The following is a 19,241-nucleotide window of genomic DNA, read 5'->3' as shown; positions in this document are numbered from 1 at the left end:
GCCGCCTGTCCGGCGCTGTTGTCTCGACCCCGTTGATCGGGTGCGGTCTTTTTTCATTGAAACAGCCCGGACACAAGGCCCGGGCTGCTTTCATTCATAGCCGTTGAAGATCAATCAACGGAAGTTGACGGTCTTGTTTTCACCGTCGGTCACTTCGATCTCACGATAGGAACCAGCGCTTTCGCCGGGGCCAATCAGTTCGACACCGGACGCACCGACATAGTCGATGTCCTGGCCGTTTGCCAGCAATTCCAGACCCTTGGCCAGTTCGCCGGGATAGATCTTTTCACCCGGAGCGTTGGCAACGTCCATGATCTTGCCGCCATAGTCGGCCGGATTGGTCGATCCGGCAGCCTGCATGGCCAGCATGAACAAAGCCGCAGCGTCATAGGATTCGGGCGAATAGGGCGACGAACCGTCGAAGCCTGCGGCTTCGGCCATGGCGAAATACTTCTCGGCGCCTTCACCACCCGAACCGGCGATCTGACCGAACGAGCCGTTCAGGTCGGGGCCGACATTGGCCGGCAGCGAGTCACCGATCATGCCGCCCGGCAGGCCAAAGGTGTCAAACGCACCGCTGTCCAGCGCCGACTGGATGATGCCCAGGCCGCCCTGATCCAGATAGCCCGCAACAACCAGAATGTCGCCACCGGCCGAGGCCAGAGCACCAACTTCGGCCGAGTAGTCGGCTTTGCCGTCCTCGTGCGCTGCAACGATGGTCACTTCACCACCTGCTGCCTCGAAAGAGGTTTGGATCGCGTCCGCCAGACCCTTGCCGTAGTCGTTGTTGGTATAGGTCAGAGCGATCGAGTTGATGCCGCGATCTTTCAGGATATCTGCCATCACCTGGCCTTCGCGCGCATCTGACGGCGCGGTGCGGAAGAACAGGCCGTTGTCTTCCATGGTCGACAAGCCCGGCGAGGTCGCCGAGGGCGAGATCATGACCATGCCATTCGGAATCGCGACATTCTGAAGGATCGCACCGGTCACGCCCGAGCAATCGCCGCCGATGATGCCGGCAACACCGTCCGCAATCATGCGTTCGCCGTTCGAAGTGGCCAGACCGTTATCAATGCAGCCGGTGTCAGCGCGCGATGCGGTCACTTTGGATCCATCCAGCAGTTTTCCGGATTCGGTGACTTCCGCCATCGCCAGTTCAGCGCCCGAACCCATTGCAGGTGCCAGCGATTCAATGGGGCCGGTGAATCCGAACAAAACACCAAGCGTGATGTCTTCGGCCAACGCAGGTCCGGCCAGCAAAGCGGATGCTGCAGTTGCTGTAAGCAGCTTTTTCATATGGTTACTCCCTATTGTGAACGTGTTCGTTCTGGCCACGAACCTAGGCAAGCTGCCCGGAAAAGAAAAGTCCTAACGCAATCGTGTTTTTATCGATCGGAAATCTATCTGTTTTGTTAGGGTTTGCCTTGGATTGTCCGGAGAAGGATCAACATGCTCAGAGCTGCCGCGATTCTGTTCGTCACTTTTTGCACCGAAAGTGCCTTGGCACAGGTGTTGTCGACCTCGGTCGGGAATACTGAAATCACCGAAATGGCAGGCGGGCTGGATATCCCCTGGGCCGTCGGCATCCTGCCAGACGGCAGTTTTCTTGTCACCGAACGGGACGGAAACCTGCTGTATGTTCAGGACGGAGAGGCGAATGCCGTATCCGGGGCTCCCAAGGTTGCAGCTTCGGGGCAGGGCGGATTGCTGGACGTCACGATCCCGCGCGATTTCAATAAAAGCCGCGAGGTTTTTCTGACCTTTTCAAAACCGCAAAAGGGTGGCGCAGGCACGGCTGTCGCAGTCGCACGCCTGTCCGAGAACGGCACGCGCCTGACGAATCTGCGGGTCATTTTCGAGGCTTCTCCCGGCGGATCAGGCGGGCGGCATTTCGGCTCTCGCGTAGTAGAAGCCAATGACGGCACGCTTTTTATAACCATTGGAGATCGAGGGGATGGGCCGCAGGCGCAGGATCGCTCGAACGTCATAGGGTCCGTGATCCGTATCAACCGCGACGGCTCGGTGCCGTCAGACAATCCTTTCATCGGACAGGCAGAGATCCGACCTGAAATCTGGTCCTATGGGCATCGCAACCCACAGGGGGCCGATCTGGATAGGCGCGGCCGATTGTGGGTGTCGGAACACGGTGCGCGCGGCGGCGACGAGGTGAACCTTGTCAAACCCGGCGCCAATTACGGCTGGCCGGTCATCTCGTACGGCACGCATTATTCCGGAGAGAAGATCGGCGAAGGCACCAGCAAGCCCGGCATGGAACAGCCGCGCCTGTATTGGGACCCGTCGATCGCGCCGTCGGGGTTGATGGTCTATTCCGGCGACATGTTTCCTGAATGGCGGGGCGACATTTTTGTGGGCTCGCTGAAATTCGACTATATCGCGCGGCTATACGGAGACCCGCTGCGCGAGGTCGAGCAGATCAAGGGCCCCGAGACCGAACGGGTCCGTGACATCGTGCAGGCCCCGGATGGGGCGATCTGGTTTATCTCGGTCGGGCAGGGCGCGGTTTACAGGCTCGCCCGTTCGTCCTAGGAGTGTCGGAATACACTTCAAAGGGGATTGAAATGTTCCGCATTCTCGCATCAATAATCTTGTGTTTTTCGACGTTTCCAGCTGCGGCGGACGAGGTTTTTCCGACCTATGCCGATTATGAAACCTTCGTCGACACCAAAATGAAGAACCGCGAGTTCTCGAACGTCATCAATCGGTTGGGGGGTGCTGACGAATACACGCCGCAGCAGATGGAGATTCTTCAGGGCCAACTGCGCGACCTTGTTCCGTATTACCTGAGCCATACCGACGTGGCCAAGCGGGTCGAACTTCAGAACGGTTTCGCGCAGGAAATGCGGGTGTATTGGAATGACAAGAACAGCTATGTTTTTGTCTACACTGTCTTGCATGAACGTGAGGACGGGCTTGTCGTTCTCAGTTTTTCCCTCAACACAAATGCCACGCCCATTCTGGAGAAGTTCTAGGCGCTCAGACCGACAGCCGTCCGCTCTGCGCACCACGCTCGCGATAGGGCGTGGTGTTGTAATGCGCCCGATAGCATTTCGAGAAATGGCTGGGCGAGGCGAACCCACAGGCCAGCGCCACGTTGATGACGCTCATATCGGTCTGCATCAGCAGGTTCCGGGCCTTGTGCAGGCGCAGCTCCATGTAATAGCGCTTGGGGGAACGGCTTAGGTACCGGCGGAAAAGACGCTCCAACTGGCGGGTCGACATACCCACGTCCTTGGCCAGAATCGAGGGCGAGATCGGCTCTTCGATGTTCTTTTCCATCATCAGGATAACCTGGCTCAACTTCGGATGCCGCACACCGATTCGGGTCGGAGTTGACAGGCGCTGTGTGTCCTGGTCGGTTCGGATCGAGGAATAGATCATCTGATCCGCCACCGCGTTGGCCAGATCCTCGCCATAGTCATCCGCAATCAGCTTGAGCATCAGGTCGATCGACGAGGTGCCGCCCGCGGTCGTCATGCGGCTGCCATCGATCTGAAAGACGGCTTTGGTCAGTTCGACCTCATCGAATTCCTCGATGAAACTGTCAGAGTTCTCCCAGTGGATCGTCGCCTTCTTGTTGTCCAGCAACCCGGCCTTTGCCAGAGTATAGGCCGCCGTGCAGAGGCCCCCGATCCGCAAGCCCCTTCGGGCTTCGCGCCGCAGCCAGTTCAGCACGCGCTTGGTAGTGGCCGCCTGAACGTCCACACCACCGCAGATCAAAACGACGTCGTCGCGCTGTAGCTCTACCAGATCACTGTCCAGCTTGAACTCGGTCCCGGCCGAGCAGGTTACCGTTTCCCCGCCTTCTCCCATCAGCTTCCAGGTATAAAGCTGTCTGTTCGCCATGCGGTTGGCGATGCGCAGACTGTCAAGCGCCGAAGCAAAGGACAGCAGCGAGAATTTGTCCAAAAGGACAAAAACGAAATTCCGGGGTGGGGCCGCAGTGTCTTCCACCGTGACAACTTGGCGTTGCTCTTGCATGGCGAGATGTCCTTGCTTCGCTGCTGGTCAGTTTATTATCCAGCAGCAGATCTGACAGCCACCATGATCAAAGCTTGTTTACGTCGTCAAGAGGCGCAAATGGGATATGGTCACTCTTCATTGCATTTTGTATAGAGACCACCTGAAAACTTCAGCGGAGACCAAAGCTATGACCGAATGGCAAAAATCGAACTGGCGCAACAAGCCCCGGGTTCAGATGCCAGATTATACCGACGCGGCCGCGCTGGCCAAGGTCGAGGCTCAGCTTTCAAAGTATCCCCCGCTGGTCTTTGCCGGCGAGGCGCGGCGTCTCAAACAGCATCTGGGTGCCGCCGGTCGCGGCGAGGCCTTCCTTCTGCAAGGCGGGGATTGCGCTGAAAGCTTTGAACAATTCAGCGCTGATGCGATCCGTGACACGTTCAAGGTGATGCTGCAAATGGCGATGGTTCTGACTTATGGCGCCAAGGTGCCGGTGGTCAAAGTCGGTCGTATGGCCGGGCAATTTGCCAAGCCACGCAGTGCCCCGACCGAAGTTGTGGATGGTGTGGAGCTGCCCAGCTACCGCGGCGACATCATCAACGAATTGGCCTTCACACCCGAAGCCAGGATTCCGAATCCCAACAAGATGTTGCAGGCCTATACGCAAGCGGCGGCGACACTTAACTTGCTGCGCGCTTTCTCAACCGGTGGATTCGCGGATATGAGCCGCGTGCATGCCTGGACTCTGGGTTTTGCGGATGAACAGGACGTTCAGAAATACTCCGAGGTAGCGGACCGTATTCAGGACACCATCGACTTCATGGAAGCCGCTGGCATCACTGCGGAAACAACCCATGAATTCTCGACCGTTGAATTCTACACCAGCCACGAAGGGCTGTTGCTGGAATATGAAGAGGCACTGACGCGTCTGGATTCGACCTCGGGCAACTGGCTGGCCGGCTCTGGTCACATGATCTGGATCGGCGACCGAACCCGTCAGCCCGACGGCGCGCATGTCGAGTTCTGCCGCGGGGTTCTGAACCCGATCGGTCTGAAATGCGGCCCGACCACCACGGCCGAAGACCTGAAGGTTCTGATGTCCAAGCTGAACCCCGACAACGAAGAGGGGCGTCTGACCCTGATCGCGCGCTTTGGCGCGGGCAAGGCGGGCGAGCACCTGCCGCGTCTGATCAAGGCGGTCAAGGAAGAGGGCGCCAAGGTGACCTGGGTCTGCGACCCTATGCACGGCAACACGATCAAATCGGCCACGGGTTACAAAACCCGCCCGTTTGATTCAGTTCTGCGCGAGGTGCGTGACTTCTTCGGTGTGCATCAGGCCGAGGGCACCATCCCCGGCGGCGTGCATTTCGAAATGACCGGCCTGGATGTGACCGAATGTACCGGTGGTGTACGCGCCGTGACCGAAGAGGATCTGTCGGATCGCTACCACACCGCCTGCGATCCGCGCTTGAACGCGTCGCAATCGCTGGAACTTGCGTTCCTGGTGGCGGAAGAGCTGACCAACCTGCGCCGCAACGGCTCGAAACGCGCGGTAAGCTAAGCGCAATTGTAACACTGACAACAGCGGGCTATCGGTCCGCTGTTTTTTGTTCACGGCTATCTTACGTGTTTCAATCGTCGCGAGACACCACCAGATGAAGATGGCCGGCAGAGCGTTTGAATTCGCGTTGTTCCTCGGCAAAACCTTCCACAGGACGGCGCAGAGTGGGCGCGGGCACCTGAATTTCAGAAACCGGTTTGATCCGCGTATCGGCCAGTGAAAACCGGCGCGGTGTCTTGCCGATTGCGCCATCGGCGATCATGACCCCCAAAACACGACTGACATCCCCAAGGTCGCTTTTCAGTGGCAAAAGGATCATCCGGGCCTGCATCCGGGTACGTCCCAACACCCCGCCCGAGGTCAGACTCAATTCGGCAACAGCGGGGGATGCAAATACCTGCTCCAGAACATCCTTGGTCTGCGCACGGGCATCCGGTTGAAAGAACGCGGTCAACGGCATCCCTCGCACTTCCATCCCTGCTAGTGCGTTCAGATGGCTGCCTGCCAGACGAAATCGGGCCAGGCCGGGTGCGATGCGTTCCAGGATGAAAGTATATTCTAGAACATTCTCAAGACCGCGCGGGTCGATTTGAGACCGCATCGGTACGCTGTCACCGCTCAACAACGCGGTCCAATACGCCTCGGCCTGGCGGATCGGCGATAGGCTGCGCCCACTGTCAAAGCGATCCATTGCGACGATCTTTCCAAATTCTGACCCGGAACCTATCCCGAAAAAGGTTTTCATTTTCATCACCCTAACGTCAATTGGCCGCCTTTTTCATAAAATGCAACACATTGGAAGCATCCACGGCCCGCAAACCATTGCTATGGGCAGTTTGACTCGGGTTAATTCAATTTTGGAGCAATTCTTTAACGAATGGTTAACTTGCGCCAAACAAATGCGTCTTCAGCAAACTCTTGCTCTGCACCAGTCAATAGCATTAGGTGCGGCACATGCTCGAAACAGCAAGGGAACAGGAAAGGGCCATCATGATCAGATCCATGACCGGATTTGCCTCGGGGAAGGGAACTTTCGGACCGCACAGCTGGTCGTGGGAACTTCGTAGCGTAAACGGCAAGGGGCTGGACATGCGACTGCGCGTGCCCGACTGGTTGACCGGTCTCGAAGTCGCGTTGCGGGCGTCGCTGTCCAAATCCCTGAGCCGGGGAAACGTGACCCTGTCGATGCGGTTGAACCGCGAGGATTCTGCCCCGGAACTGGCCTTGAACGAAGCCGCGATGGCTGCGGCCTTGACCGCTCTTGAACGAACGGAAGCGCTGGCAGCTGCGCGCGGCATCACGCTTGCACCGTCGTGTGCGTCAGATCTTTTGGCGCTCAAGGGGATGATGGATGCAGGAACCGAGGTCGACGATCCGGCACCGCTTGTTGCTCATCTGACGTCCGAATTCAAAGATCTTCTGGCCGCGTTCATAGATATGCGCAAAACCGAAGGGGCAGCTTTGTCGGTGGTCTTGAACACGCAACTGGATCGGGTCGCGGAACTGACGACGCAAGCCGCGGCCATTGCCGAGCAACGTAAGGACGAGATGACCGAGGGGCTGCGTGAGAATCTCGCGCGGGTGCTGGAGAACACGCAAGGAGCGGATCCTGATCGTGTCGCGCAAGAGCTGGCGATGATCGCGGTCAAGGCGGATATCACCGAAGAAATCGACCGCCTGACCGCGCATGTAGGGGCCGCGCGTGAGTTGTTGGCACAGGAAGGGGCCGTGGGCCGCAAGCTGGATTTCCTGATGCAGGAGTTCAATCGCGAAGCCAACACGCTGTGTTCCAAGGCGCAAAGCTCGGACCTGACATCGGTCGGGCTGGAACTGAAAGCGGTGATCGATCAGATGCGCGAGCAAGTGCAGAACGTGGAATAAGAATGGGAACGACTGACATGGCGGACCGCCGAGGCCTACTAATCATCCTGTCTTCTCCGTCCGGAGCGGGCAAATCGACCCTGGCCAGACGGCTGATGGCCTGGGATACGGATCTGGAATTCTCGATCTCGGCGACGACCCGGGCTCCGCGCCCTGGCGAAGAGCATGGGCGCGAGTATTTCTTCCTGTCCGAGGACGAATTCAAACAGCAAGTCGCTGATGGGCAGATGCTGGAACATGCCCATGTATTCGGAAACTTCTATGGCTCGCCTGCCGAGCCGGTCAAAAATTCGATCAATGCCGGCAAGGACGTATTGTTCGACGTCGACTGGCAGGGTGAAGTGCAGATCCGAAATTCGGATCTGGGCAAGCACGCGTTGTCGATCTTCATTCTGCCGCCGTCCATCCCCGAGCTGCGCCGCCGGCTGGAAACGCGCGGGCAAGACAGTGATGACGTCATCGGCCGCCGTATGCTCAAAAGCTGGGATGAAATCAGCCACTGGGGCTATTACGATTACGTCCTGATCAACGATGACCTAGAGGCAACCGAAGAAAAGCTGAAAACAATCGTCAGCGCTGAGCGGATGCGCCGCATTCAGCAACCCAGGTTGCAACAGCACGTCCGCAAGTTGCAGAGAGAATTCGAGGGACTGTCATGACCATTTACGCTTTGGGCGAGCACGCTCCGCACATTCACGAGGACACCTGGGTCGCGCCCGATGCCAATCTGATTGGCAAGGTTGTGCTCGAGAAGGGGGCCTCGGTTTGGTTCGGCTGCACGATTCGCGCGGATCACGAAGAAATCCGGGTCGGCGAAGGCAGCAACGTTCAGGAAAACTGCGTGATGCATATCGACGCCGGCTTTCCCCTGACGATTGGTCGAAATTGCACCATCGGGCACAAGGTGATGCTGCATGGCTGCACCATAGGCGAAAACACGTTGGTCGGAATGGGCGCAATCGTTCTGAACGGGGCGAAGATCGGCCGGAACTGTCTGATCGGAGCAGGGGCCCTGATCACCGAGGGCAAGGAAATTCCCGACAATTCGCTTGTCATGGGATCGCCGGGCAAGGTCGTGCGCCAACTGGATGAGGCCGCGGCCCAAAGGATCACGTTCAGTGCGCTGCACTATCAGGAAAACATGCGCAAATTCCGTGAAACCCTGAAACCTGCGCTTTGACGCGGCGGAATGAGTGGGTTTTGAACCATGACCGAAGACGTTCTTGAGGACATTGTTCTTGCGATCCCGTTGCCGGCGCTGATGGTGGATCAGACTGAACGGATCATTGCCGTGAACACGGATGCAACGTCACTTCTGGGCCAGAACATTGTTGGACGTCATTTTGCGACCATATTGCGGCAGCCGCAGGTTCTGGACGCGATCGAGCAAAGCCTGACAAGCAAAAGCGCAAAGAAAGCACGTCATCTGTCCAATGACGGCGCGCAGGACACAACATACACAGTCGAATGCAGATACATGAACGGTGTCGCTTCCGAAGGGGCCGTCATGGTCACGTTTCAGGATACCACCCATCTGGAACACGCCAGCCAGATGCGACGGGATTTCGTAGCCAATGTCAGCCATGAATTGCGCACGCCGTTGACCGCCTTGATGGGTTTCATTGAAACCTTGCGTGGTCCGGCACGCGAAGACCCCGCGGCACGGGATCGGTTCCTCAAGATCATGGCCGATGAAGCCAACAGGATGAACCGTCTGGTCGGGGATCTGTTGTCGTTGAACCGGGTCGAAAGCGAAGAACGTGTTCGACCCAGGCAACAGCTGGAGCTTACCGGTCTTCTTCAATCCACGATAAACTCTTTGCGGCCCCTTGCGGAAGACGCTGGCGTGGTTCTGTCGCTGGACGTGAAAAACGGTCCGCTTTCAGTCACCGGCGACGGTGATCAATTGCGACAGGTTTTCACCAATCTCATCGAGAACGGGATCAAATATGGCGCCAGTGGCGGCAGCGTCACCGTACGTGTCTTGCCTGTGGACAGGGATCCGGCGATGCGCGGCCCGGCTGTCCGAATCCAGTTCATAGACAAGGGGCCCGGCATAGATGCCGTTCACCTGCCGCGCCTGACTGAGCGATTCTATCGCGCCGACAGCCACAGGTCGCGGCAACTGGGCGGAACGGGGCTTGGTCTTGCGATCGTGAAGCACATCGTCAATCGCCATCGTGGAAGACTTCGCGTCGAAAGCGAATTGGGAAAAGGCTCTGTTTTTACGGTTGTTTTACCTCGTTGAAACAACTTGGAATGCAAGTCTGCTTTTATTCTGACCCTTTGGGGCATTGGCGTTTCTTTGAATAAAACGCAAAAAAACGCCTGCTGTCATAAAACCGTTACGCATGTGTCACAAAAGGCTTACGCACGCGCCATAGGGGTCCCCGCAGGATCATCATGGTGGTGATCAAGCATACCTTTTCAGGGAGACTGAAATGTCCTTTGTAAAACTGTCGGCATCTGCGCTGGCTATCGCTGCCGTCTCGGCGACCACTGCTGCGGCGCGTGACAACGTTCAGATCGCCGGTTCGTCGACCGTTCTGCCTTATGCCTCGATCGTAGCCGAACTGTTCGGTGAAAACACAGACTTTCCAACTCCGGTTGTTGAATCCGGCGGTTCGTCGGCTGGTCTGAAGCGTTTCTGCGAAGGCGTTGGCGAAAACACCATCGACGTTGCAAACGCGTCGCGCGCGATCCGTGAAAAAGAGATCAAAGCCTGCGCCGAAAACGGTGTGACCGACATCATGGAAGTCCGCATCGGTTATGACGGCATCGTATTCGCTAGCCAGCAGACCGGGCCTGCCTTCACCGCGTTCGAACCGTCCGACATTTTCAATGCTCTGGGTGCAAAAGTTCTGAAAGACGGTGAGATCGTTGACAACCCGTACAACACCTGGGCCGAGTTCAACCCAGAACTGCCCGATGTTGAAATCGCAAGCTTCATCCCAGGCACCAAGCACGGCACCCGCGAAGTGTTCGAAGAAAAAGTTCTGCTGATCGGTTGTGAAGAAACCGGCGCCATGGAAGCCATGATCGCGGGCGGCATGAGCGAAGACGACGCTGAAGATGCCTGTCTGGCGGTTCGCACCGATGGCAAATCGGTTGATATCGACGGTGACTATACCGAAACCCTGGCGCGTATCGACACCAACCCCAACGGTATCGGCGTGTTTGGTCTGGCGTTCTACGAGAACAACACCGACAAGTTGAAGGTTGCCACCATGTCGGGTGTCGCACCGTCGACCGAAACCATCTCGACGGGCGAATATCCGGTTTCCCGCCCGCTGTTCTTCTACGTGAAGAAAGCTCATATCGGCGTAATCCCCGGTTTGAAGGAATACGCGCAGTTCTTCACCCATGACGAAATCGCCGGTCCGTCGGGCCCGCTTGCCAACTATGGCCTGGTCGCCGATCCTGAACTGGCAAAAACTCAGGACGCAATCGCCAACGAAGTCACCATGGGTTCGGGCAGCTGAGCCAGACGTCAGTGTAACGCAAATGGGGGCGACGGATCAGTCGCCCCTTCACTGTCTTTTTACTACTCGCAATCGAAGGCAATGGGGGTGTCATGCCGATACTTTGGCTCTTTCTGATCGTTTCGGCGATCGCGGCTGTCGGCTATCTGTTGGGACGCACACGCGCACTGCAAAACGCAGGGGGTGACAGTCGGAACCTGCATTCCCTGCCATCTTTTTACGGTGCAAACGTTGCACTGAAGACACTTGTGCCGGCCTTCGGTCTCTTGATTGTATGGCTGTTGGCGCAGCCTTTCTTCCTCAATGCGCAGGTGTCGGACATGATACCGGACTCCGTGATAAAGGAAGGTTCCTCCCGCAGCCTGGTGATGGCCGAAGTACGCCGCACCGCCGCCGGGCTGGACAACGCGGTTGCGCAAGGCACTCTGACCCAGAACGCCGCCAGTGATGCCGATGCAAATGTCGCCGAGATCACCCAGCTTTTGAAGGACGCGGGGCAGGTTGTGACTTCGGACATCACCCAACCGGTACTGCGCGCTGCGCAGAGCTACCGCGCCATGAGCTCGACCGGGTACGCAATCATGTCCGTTGCCGTTGTCGCGGTTGCCTTGATCGGTGCCGTAGCGGGCTGGTTGCAAACCAACGCCGAATACCGAGCGCGCAACGTTGTGGAACAGGGGGTTCGTGTCCTGCTTCTGGCGGCCGCGTCGGTTGCAATCCTCACAACGGTGGGCATTGTCCTGTCTCTTGTGTTCAACACCTGGGAATTCTTCAAACTGTACCCGGCGTCAGATTTCTTTTTCGGCATGACCTGGGCACCCAGCTTTTCGGGCCGCGGCGGGTTGTCCGAACTCGGTATCTTGCCGCTGCTGTGGGGGACGCTCTACATCTCTGTCGTGGCGCTGCTGGTTGCAGTGCCGATCGGATTGTTCGCCGCGATCTATCTCAGCGAATACGCTTCTTCCCGCTTGCGCTCTGTCGCCAAGCCGCTGCTTGAGGTGCTGGCCGGGATTCCGACCATCGTTTACGGTCTCTTCGCCTTGTTGACCGTTGGCCCGCTGCTGTTGGACGTATTTGGTGAAAGTGGCCTGGGCTGGATGAAAGCCGGCACTGCCGTCATGACTGCGGGTCTGGTGATGGGGATCATGTTGATCCCGTTTGTCTCATCGCTGTCTGACGACATTATCAACGCAGTGCCGCAGGCCATGCGCGACGGTTCTTATGGCCTTGGCGCCACGCAATCGGAAACCATCCGTCAGGTCGTTCTGCCCGCCGCGTTGCCCGGTATCGTCGGCGCGATCCTTCTGGCGGCATCACGCGCCATCGGCGAGACCATGATCGTGGTTCTCGGGGCAGGGGCCGCGGCCCGCCTCAGCCTGAACCCGTTCGAAGCCATGACAACCGTGACAGCCAAGATCGTCAGCCAGTTGACGGGGGACGCCGACTTTGCCTCACCCGAGGCGCTGGTCGCCTTCGCACTTGGCATGACCCTTTTCATTCTCACCTTGGGGCTCAACGTGTGTGCCCTTTATATCGTGCGCAAGTACCGGGAGCAGTACGAATGACCGACACCAGTATGCAAAGCCCCCAATCCGGTCGCCATACGATCTCGCTTACGGCTTCGGATGAACGCACGAAGAAACGCGCCAAGGCCGAGAAACGGTTCCGTGCTTATGGCATCGCCGCAATCGCAACCGGTCTGTTCTTTCTGGTTGTTCTGTTTGCTTCGATCCTGTCGCAGGGTATCCCGGCCTTCCAACGCACGGTCGTCAGCATTGATTTCACACTGACCGAACCGCAGCAGGACGAGGCCGAAGGGGCCCTGTTCAAGACAAAAGTCTATTCCAACCTGTTCGTCGCCCAGTTGAACAGTGAACTTGCCGAACGCGGAATCAGCGTTGATTTTGATGAGGCAGCGATCGAGCGTCTTTTGGGAAAAGTCGGCGGGACGATCCGGACCTTTTACACCGAAAATCCAGACAAGCTGGGTGAGGCGGTCAGTTTCGATCTGGCGGCATCCAGCCGGGTGGACGGGTATTTCAAAGGCCGCGTATCCCGCGACACGATACAGGACAGCCGGTTTCTGCAAAAAAGCGATCTGGATCTGGTCGATGCGCTGGAACAGGCAGGCATCATCAGGCAGGCATTCAACTGGCCCTTCATCACCGGCGCGGACGCAGGCGTGGACAACCCCGGCGGCGCAGGTATCGGTGTCTCGGTTGTGGGTTCATTCTTCATGATGCTGGTCGTTCTGTGTCTGTCTCTTCCGATTGGCGTTGCAGCTTCGATCTATCTCGAAGAATTTGCGCCGCAGAACAAGCTGACTGACCTGATCGAGGTGAACATTTCGAACCTGGCCGCGGTTCCGTCCATCGTCTTCGGCATTCTGGGCCTGGCCGTTTTCATTCAGTTCATGCACCTGCCGCAATCGGCTCCGCTGGTCGGCGGTCTGGTTCTGACCCTGATGACGCTTCCGACGATCATCATCTCGACCCGTGCGTCTTTGAAGGCCGTGCCTCCGTCGATCCGCGATGCGGCGTTGGGGGTAGGGGCGTCGAAAATGCAGGCGGTGTTTCACCACGTGCTGCCACTGGCTGCGCCGGGCATTCTGACAGGTACCATCATCGGTCTGGCGCAAGCCTTGGGAGAAACCGCACCCCTCCTGCTGATCGGCATGGTTGGATTTGTCGCGCGCGGTTATCCTGACGGCTTTCTTGCAGGCTTTACCGAGCCGAACTCGGCCATGCCCGCCCAGATCTATACATGGGCCGCACGCGCTGACGCGGGCTTTTACGAGAAGGCCTGGGGTGGGATCATCATACTTTTGATGTTCCTGCTGACCATGAATATCATCGCAATCATCTTGCGCCGCCGCTTTGAACGCCGCTGGTAAATGGGGGCTGGAATGAACGACATGACACGAGTGGAGAGAACCGTGGACTCCAAAGACATCAAGATCAACGCCAAGAACGTACAGGTTTTCTACGGTGAGACCCATGCCATCAAGGACGTGAGCGTTGAGATCGAAGACAAGACCGTCACGGCCTTTATCGGGCCATCTGGTTGTGGCAAGTCCACCTTCCTGCGCTGCCTGAACCGGATGAACGACACCATCGATATCTGCCGCGTCGAAGGCGACATCCTGCTGGATGGTGAAGATATCTATGACAAGCGTGTCGATCCGGTCCAGTTGCGCGCCAAGGTCGGAATGGTGTTCCAAAAACCCAACCCGTTCCCGAAGTCGATCTATGACAACGTGGTCTATGGCCCGCGCATTCACGGCATGGCCCGCAACAAGGCGGAACTGGATGAAATAGTAGAAAAATCCTTGCGCCGAGGTGCAATCTGGGATGAGGTCAAGGATCGTCTGGATGCACCTGGCACCGGCCTGTCCGGCGGCCAGCAGCAGCGTTTGTGCATCGCCCGGGCCGTCGCCACCGAACCCGAAGTTCTGTTGATGGACGAGCCGTGCTCGGCCCTTGACCCGATTGCGACAGCACAGGTCGAAGAGTTGATCGATGAACTGAGGTCGCGGTTTTCCGTTGTGATCGTCACCCACTCGATGCAGCAGGCGGCGCGGGTCAGTCAGAAAACGGCCTTTTTCCACTTGGGCAATCTGGTTGAATTCGGTGAAACCGGGCAGATTTTTACCAATCCGATAGATCCGCGCACGGAAAGCTACATTACCGGCCGCATCGGCTAAGCACAGGTATCTGACAATGAGCGAACAACATATTGCAACTGCTTTTGACCGCGACCTCGAGGCGATCCAAGCGCATATCATGAAGATGGGCGGGCTGGTCGAGGCCGCCATCATAGGCGCGGCCCGCTCGCTGGAAACCCGCGATGAAGAGTTGGCGCAAGAGGTGCGAAAAGGCGACAAAGCCATCGACGCGCTTGAAGAACTGATCAATGAAGAAACCGCCAGGTTGATTGCGTTGCGTGCACCCACGGCCGGTGACTTGCGGCTGATCCTGTCGGTTCTGAAGGTATCCGGCAACCTTGAGCGCATTGGCGACTATGCCAAGAATATCGCCAAACGAACCACGGTTCTGGTCAATGCCAGCGAGATCTCCGGAAGCGCTGCGGCCTTGCGCCGGATGGCACGCGAGGTCGAACGGATGCTGCGTGATGCGCTGGATGCCTATATTCAGCGCGATGCGGAACTGGCCACAGACGTCATCAACCGCGATGAAGAAGTTGACCAGATGTATAACGGCCTGTTCCGGGAATTTCTGACCTTCATGGCCGAAGACCCGCGCAATATTTCGGCCTGCATGCACCTGCATTTCATCGCCAAGAATATCGAACGTATGGGCGATCACGTAACCTCGATCGCCGAACAGGTTGTGTACCTGGTCACCGGCGACCGCCCGACCGAGGCTCGGCCCAAGGCCGACAACACGTCGCAAACCGTGTAGGAGGCGAGCGAGATGTCCGCAGATCAGCCTACCGTTCTGGTTGTAGAGGATGAAATGGCTCAGCGCGAAGTTCTGGCCTACAATCTTGAAGCAGAAGGATTTCGGGTTTCAAAGGCTGCCAACGGTGAAGAAGCCATATTGTTGGTGGATGAAGACAGTCCGGACATCATCGTCCTGGACTGGATGATGCCCAATCTGAGCGGTATCGAGGTCTGTCGTCGTCTGAAAAGCCGCCCGGACACGCGTTCAATCCCGATAATCATGCTGTCGGCCCGGTCCGAGGAAGTGGACAAGGTTCGCGGTCTTGAAACCGGGGCGGATGACTACGTGGTCAAGCCATACTCCGTGGTCGAGCTGATGGCGCGCGTGCGCACGCAATTGCGCCGCGTCCGTCCTTCGACAGTTGGTTTGCGCCTGGAATTCGATGACATTATTCTTGATTCCGAGACGCACAAAGTCAGCCGGGACAACAAACCACTCAAGCTCGGGCCGACCGAGTTCCGGCTTCTCAGCACGTTCATGGAAAAGCCGGGCAGGGTCTGGAGCCGCGAGCAATTGCTGGACCGGGTTTGGGGCCGCGACATCTATGTCGATACCCGAACGGTCGATGTGCATATCGGGCGTCTGCGCAAAGCTCTGACGCAATATGGCGGAACCGATCCAGTGCGAACCGTCCGCGGCGCAGGATACGCGTTGGGGTAGCTATTTGGTGTGGGCTTGTAACGTGCAAACCATGTGAACTTAAACAGGGGTCGCACTTCGGATGTGAATTCACCCATGCTCACCTAATGATCGCATAATTGGTATTATGGTGAATATTGTCCGCTTGTAACTTGGCCGCAAAGTGAACACGTTGACCAAGACACACAAGATTTGTTTTGGGATGCGCTATGGAGCTCAGAGATAGAACTGTCATCGTGACCGGCGCCGCAGATGGCATTGGCCGGGGTTTGGCGGAACGCTTTGCTCAGGAAGGTGCGCGCGTCATCTGTTCGGATATTGACGCAGCCGGAGCCCGTGAAGTCGCAACCCAAACTGGCGGCGTTGCCTTCACATGTGACGTCTCGGATGAGGATCAGATCAAGGCGTTGATTGATTACACCGAAAACACTGTCGGCCCAATTGATCTGTTCTGCGCAAATGCCGGCATCCTGACGCTTGGCGGTCTGGATGTTCCGGACGATCAATGGGAAAAAATTTGGAAAATCAACGTGATGTCACACGTGTGGACAGCGCGACATCTGGTGCCTCGCATGATCGGTCGCGGCGGCGGTTATATTTTGACGACGGCCTCTGCGGCGGGTTTGCTGAACCAACCCGGTGCGGCGCCATACGGCGTCACGAAACACGCGGCGGTCGGATTTGCCGAATGGCTGTCGCTGACATATGGCACCAAAGGTCTGCGGGTCTCGGTTCTTTGTCCTCAGGCGGTTCGGTCGCAGATGACTGAAGGACACGAGGTTTCAGTGGCATCGATCGACGGAATGCTGGAGCCCGAAGACGTCGCTGAAGCCTGCGTACAAGCCATCCGGGAAGAACGGTTTCTGGTTCTTCCACATCCGCAGGTTCTGGATTATCTGCAACTCAAAGCGGCCGATTATGATCGCTGGCTGGGCGGAATGCGCAAGTTGAATCAACGCTTTACGCCATATATTTAACGTTTTCCCTGCGCCTTCCGCATAAGACCTTCCTGAGCCACCGACGCGACAAGGGTTCCGTCTTCTGAATAGATCGATCCACGATTGAAGCTGCGTCCCTGCCCCGTCCACGGAGAATCCATCACATACAGATGCCAGTTCTGAAATTTAACGGGTGCATGAAACCACAGAGCATGGTCCAGGCTGGCGCCGTTGAACTCTCCCGAAAACCAGCTCAGCCCGTGAGGTCGCAAGCCCGACGACATGAGGTTCATATCCGACGCATAGGCCAACAGAAGATGTTGAGTTTTCGCATCCGCAGACGCGGCGGCCGCCATGCGAAACCATGTCTGGTTGCGGTCGTCTGACACTTCGGGGTTGAACGGATCCAGATGATCCACCTCGCGGACTTCGATCGGGCGTTCACGCAGAAGTTCACCGCGAAAACCTTCGGGCACGCGATCTACATATGCTTGTCGGAGCTCGGAGCGGGATGGGTATGTCTGCGGAGGATTCACGGTTGGCATCGGATGCTGATGATCCCAACCTTCATCCTGAACGTGAAAGGATGCCGACATGTTCAGGATCTGTTTGCCATTCTGAATGGCAACGACGCGGCGGGTAGTGAACGACCCCCCGTCACGCGCCCTATCAACTTGATAAATAACGGGTTTATCTGGGTCTCCGGGTCGGATGAAATAGGCGTGCAGGGAATGGCACAACCGGTCTTCCACGGTTCTGTACGCCGCGGCCAAGGCCTGCGCAATGACCTGACCGCCGAAAATCCGGGTTGGTGTTTCTCCACCTGATCCTGTGCCGCGGAAAAGATCGACCTCAAGCCGTTCGATATCCAGAAGATCCAGTAAGATGCGTTCCGCTTCGGTCATTGTTTGCTCTCAGGCTGATTATTTGAAACCCGGGTATCAGCCTGAGCAAGATCATTCAATCATGGCGGCGTGCACCAATGCCTTGAGTTCAGCCCGGGATGGATAAGAACTGGACGGCGACAGTTGCGTGAAGAACACAGCCGTCAGGTCGTTCTGCCAGTCGATCCAGAAATAGGTCGAGGCCATGCCACCCCAACTGAAATCACCAACGGAACCGGGCACACGCACCCGACCCGGATTCAGAACAATCGATCCGGCAAGGCCAAACCCCATGCCTTCCATCGGCTGTTCTGCAAAGCTCTTTGGACCCATCGAGGCGATATCACCCGGCAAGTGGTTGTGCATCATGAAGTCCACTGTTTTTGGACCAAGCAATTGATGGCCATTTCCGGCCCCTCGATTACGTAGCATCTCGACGAATTTGGCATAGTCGTCGATTGTGGACACCAGCCCGCCGCCTCCTGAAAAGGTCGTCGCGTTCTCGAATGGCGAGCTCTTGTAAGAATCGATCAATCGTAGTGGATCACTTCCTTGGTCAAGCGAGTTCAACGCCATCGCGTCGCCGGCCAGCGGCGTGTAAAGGGATGCGAACCGGTCCCCTGCCCCGGCTGGTACCGAAAACCCGGTTTCGCCCATCTCGAGGGGCGCCAAGATTTCCTGCCGGAAGAATTGTTCCAGGGTCTGTCCCGAGACGACTTCGACAACGCGCCCAAGCACGTCGGTTCCGACAGAGTATTCCCACCGTGTTCCGGGCTGGAATGCCAAAGGTAACTCTGCCAGGTCAAGTACGCGATCTTTCAGAGGCCCTTGATCCGGTTTGAAGATAAGACCCTTTTCATCCATCGCCTCCGGCAGTATCCCGGGGTTGAACGGATAGCTGAGACCACTGGTGTGGGTGAGTAACTGATGTAGAGTTGGGGGGGCTGCGTCTTCGGTTTGATCCAGCCTTTCCGCGCCGGGCGCCAGAGCCTGCATCTGATTGAATTCGGGCAGGAAATCGGACAGAGGCGCATCGAGGTGAAACAGTCCACGTTCCGCCAAAATCATCAAGGCAACAGAGGTGACGGGTTTGGTCATCGAGTAGATGCGCACCAGCGTGTCGCGTTGGAACGGCAGAGCCTCTTCCAGATTTCGAAGACCGCTGGAGTGGAAAAAGACCTCATCCCCTTTGTGCTTCAGCAAAAAGGACGAGCCCGCGTATTTACGCTGATCAACATAGCGGTCCATCCAGATACGAATCCGGTTCAGACGCGTTTCATCGAACATGGCTTGTTTTCGAAGCATTTTTTTTGAGTTCCACCAGAAGTTGACTAATATCGTGCGTGCGTGGGGCCTGAAACAACAGCAAAACCCGGGCTGAAATGAATGGTTATACAAGCAGAGCCAAGAGGCAC

At 57.2% G+C, this 19,241-nt stretch carries 19 protein-coding genes; 14 read left to right on the top strand and 5 right to left on the bottom strand.

Annotated features, from left to right (window positions below; translation table 11 throughout):
* Nucleotides 1-114: 114 nt before the first annotated feature.
* Nucleotides 115-1,296: an ABC transporter substrate-binding protein gene (locus tag NOR97_RS07620; protein WP_152457993.1), complete on the bottom strand. Its 1,182-nt coding sequence runs from the start codon at nucleotides 1,294-1,296 to the stop codon at nucleotides 115-117.
* A 153-nt stretch (nucleotides 1,297-1,449) separates the two neighbouring features.
* Here NOR97_RS07620 and NOR97_RS07615 point away from each other — a divergent pair, with 153 nt between their 5' ends.
* The gene (locus NOR97_RS07615) at nucleotides 1,450-2,547 is read left to right on the top strand and encodes a PQQ-dependent sugar dehydrogenase (protein ID WP_257600742.1); all 1,098 of its coding nucleotides are present in this window, start codon (nucleotides 1,450-1,452) and stop codon (nucleotides 2,545-2,547) included.
* A 32-nt stretch (nucleotides 2,548-2,579) separates the two neighbouring features.
* Complete coding sequence (locus NOR97_RS07610) at nucleotides 2,580-2,990, top strand: hypothetical protein (protein WP_257600741.1); 411 nt, start codon at nucleotides 2,580-2,582, stop codon at nucleotides 2,988-2,990.
* A gap of 4 nt (nucleotides 2,991-2,994) precedes the next feature.
* Here the strand turns inward: NOR97_RS07610 and NOR97_RS07605 are convergent, their stop codons facing one another.
* Complete coding sequence (locus NOR97_RS07605) at nucleotides 2,995-3,999, bottom strand: GlxA family transcriptional regulator (protein ID WP_170344270.1); 1,005 nt, start codon at nucleotides 3,997-3,999, stop codon at nucleotides 2,995-2,997.
* Nucleotides 4,000-4,168: 169 nt separating this feature from the next.
* On the opposite strand from NOR97_RS07605, the gene NOR97_RS07600 reads away from it, so the two are divergent.
* Entirely contained in the window at nucleotides 4,169-5,539 is a 1,371-nt protein-coding gene (locus tag NOR97_RS07600; protein WP_152457989.1) for a class II 3-deoxy-7-phosphoheptulonate synthase, read from the top strand.
* 70 nt (nucleotides 5,540-5,609) lie between these two features.
* On the opposite strand, the gene NOR97_RS07595 is transcribed toward NOR97_RS07600, so the two are convergent.
* Nucleotides 5,610-6,284, bottom strand: a complete 675-nt coding sequence (locus NOR97_RS07595) for a PAS domain-containing protein (protein WP_257600739.1) — start codon at nucleotides 6,282-6,284, stop codon at nucleotides 5,610-5,612.
* 245 nt (nucleotides 6,285-6,529) lie between these two features.
* Here NOR97_RS07595 and NOR97_RS07590 point away from each other — a divergent pair, with 245 nt between their 5' ends.
* The 11 genes from NOR97_RS07590 (at nucleotide 6,530) to NOR97_RS07540 (ending at nucleotide 16,981) form a co-directional block, all read left to right on the top strand.
* The gene (locus NOR97_RS07590) at nucleotides 6,530-7,420 is read left to right on the top strand and encodes a YicC/YloC family endoribonuclease (protein ID WP_257600738.1); all 891 of its coding nucleotides are present in this window, start codon (nucleotides 6,530-6,532) and stop codon (nucleotides 7,418-7,420) included.
* A gap of 17 nt (nucleotides 7,421-7,437) precedes the next feature.
* Nucleotides 7,438-8,079, top strand: coding sequence for a guanylate kinase (gene gmk / locus NOR97_RS07585; RefSeq protein WP_170344277.1), 642 nt, complete (start codon nucleotides 7,438-7,440; stop codon nucleotides 8,077-8,079).
* Nucleotides 8,076-8,600, top strand: coding sequence for a gamma carbonic anhydrase family protein (locus NOR97_RS07580; RefSeq protein ID WP_257600737.1), 525 nt, complete (start codon nucleotides 8,076-8,078; stop codon nucleotides 8,598-8,600). The genes gmk and NOR97_RS07580 overlap by 4 nt, the downstream gene beginning before the upstream one ends.
* A 27-nt stretch (nucleotides 8,601-8,627) precedes the next feature.
* Nucleotides 8,628-9,668, top strand: a complete 1,041-nt coding sequence (locus NOR97_RS07575) for a cell wall metabolism sensor histidine kinase WalK (protein WP_257600736.1) — start codon at nucleotides 8,628-8,630, stop codon at nucleotides 9,666-9,668.
* A 193-nt stretch (nucleotides 9,669-9,861) separates the two neighbouring features.
* Nucleotides 9,862-10,902, top strand: a complete 1,041-nt coding sequence (locus NOR97_RS07570; RefSeq protein ID WP_152457983.1) for a substrate-binding domain-containing protein — start codon at nucleotides 9,862-9,864, stop codon at nucleotides 10,900-10,902.
* Nucleotides 10,903-10,994: 92 nt separating this feature from the next.
* Nucleotides 10,995-12,467, top strand: coding sequence for a phosphate ABC transporter permease subunit PstC (pstC, locus tag NOR97_RS07565; protein WP_257600735.1), 1,473 nt, complete (start codon nucleotides 10,995-10,997; stop codon nucleotides 12,465-12,467).
* Nucleotides 12,464-13,795, top strand: coding sequence for a phosphate ABC transporter permease PstA (pstA, locus tag NOR97_RS07560; RefSeq protein ID WP_257600734.1), 1,332 nt, complete (start codon nucleotides 12,464-12,466; stop codon nucleotides 13,793-13,795). Before pstC ends, pstA begins: the two co-directional genes overlap by 4 nt.
* Nucleotides 13,796-13,807: 12 nt before the next feature.
* Nucleotides 13,808-14,605 carry a phosphate ABC transporter ATP-binding protein PstB gene (pstB, locus tag NOR97_RS07555; protein ID WP_257600732.1) on the top strand — a complete coding sequence of 266 codons (798 nt, stop codon included), beginning with the start codon at nucleotides 13,808-13,810 and terminating at the stop codon, nucleotides 14,603-14,605.
* Nucleotides 14,606-14,621: 16 nt separating this feature from the next.
* Nucleotides 14,622-15,323, top strand: coding sequence for a phosphate signaling complex protein PhoU (gene phoU / locus NOR97_RS07550; RefSeq protein ID WP_170344289.1), 702 nt, complete (start codon nucleotides 14,622-14,624; stop codon nucleotides 15,321-15,323).
* A 12-nt stretch (nucleotides 15,324-15,335) separates the two neighbouring features.
* Nucleotides 15,336-16,025, top strand: coding sequence for a phosphate regulon transcriptional regulator PhoB (gene phoB, locus NOR97_RS07545; RefSeq protein WP_257600731.1), 690 nt, complete (start codon nucleotides 15,336-15,338; stop codon nucleotides 16,023-16,025).
* A 188-nt stretch (nucleotides 16,026-16,213) separates the two neighbouring features.
* Nucleotides 16,214-16,981: an SDR family oxidoreductase gene (locus tag NOR97_RS07540; protein ID WP_257600730.1), complete on the top strand. Its 768-nt coding sequence runs from the start codon at nucleotides 16,214-16,216 to the stop codon at nucleotides 16,979-16,981.
* On the opposite strand, the gene NOR97_RS07535 is transcribed toward NOR97_RS07540, so the two are convergent.
* Both NOR97_RS07535 and NOR97_RS07530 read right to left on the bottom strand, forming a co-directional pair.
* On the bottom strand, nucleotides 16,978-17,847 hold the full coding sequence (locus NOR97_RS07535) for an acyl-CoA thioesterase II (protein ID WP_257600729.1): 870 nt from the start codon (nucleotides 17,845-17,847) through the stop codon (nucleotides 16,978-16,980). The genes NOR97_RS07540 and NOR97_RS07535 overlap by 4 nt on opposite strands.
* A gap of 51 nt (nucleotides 17,848-17,898) precedes the next feature.
* Nucleotides 17,899-19,131, bottom strand: a complete 1,233-nt coding sequence (locus NOR97_RS07530; protein WP_257600728.1) for a serine hydrolase — start codon at nucleotides 19,129-19,131, stop codon at nucleotides 17,899-17,901.
* Between the last annotated feature and the right edge of the window lie 110 nt (nucleotides 19,132-19,241).

This window comes from Ruegeria sp. YS9, from assembly GCF_024628725.1.
GTDB classification, from domain to species: Bacteria; Pseudomonadota; Alphaproteobacteria; order Rhodobacterales; family Rhodobacteraceae; genus Ruegeria; species Ruegeria atlantica_C.
This window is presented reverse-complemented; position numbering and strand designations above follow the sequence as displayed.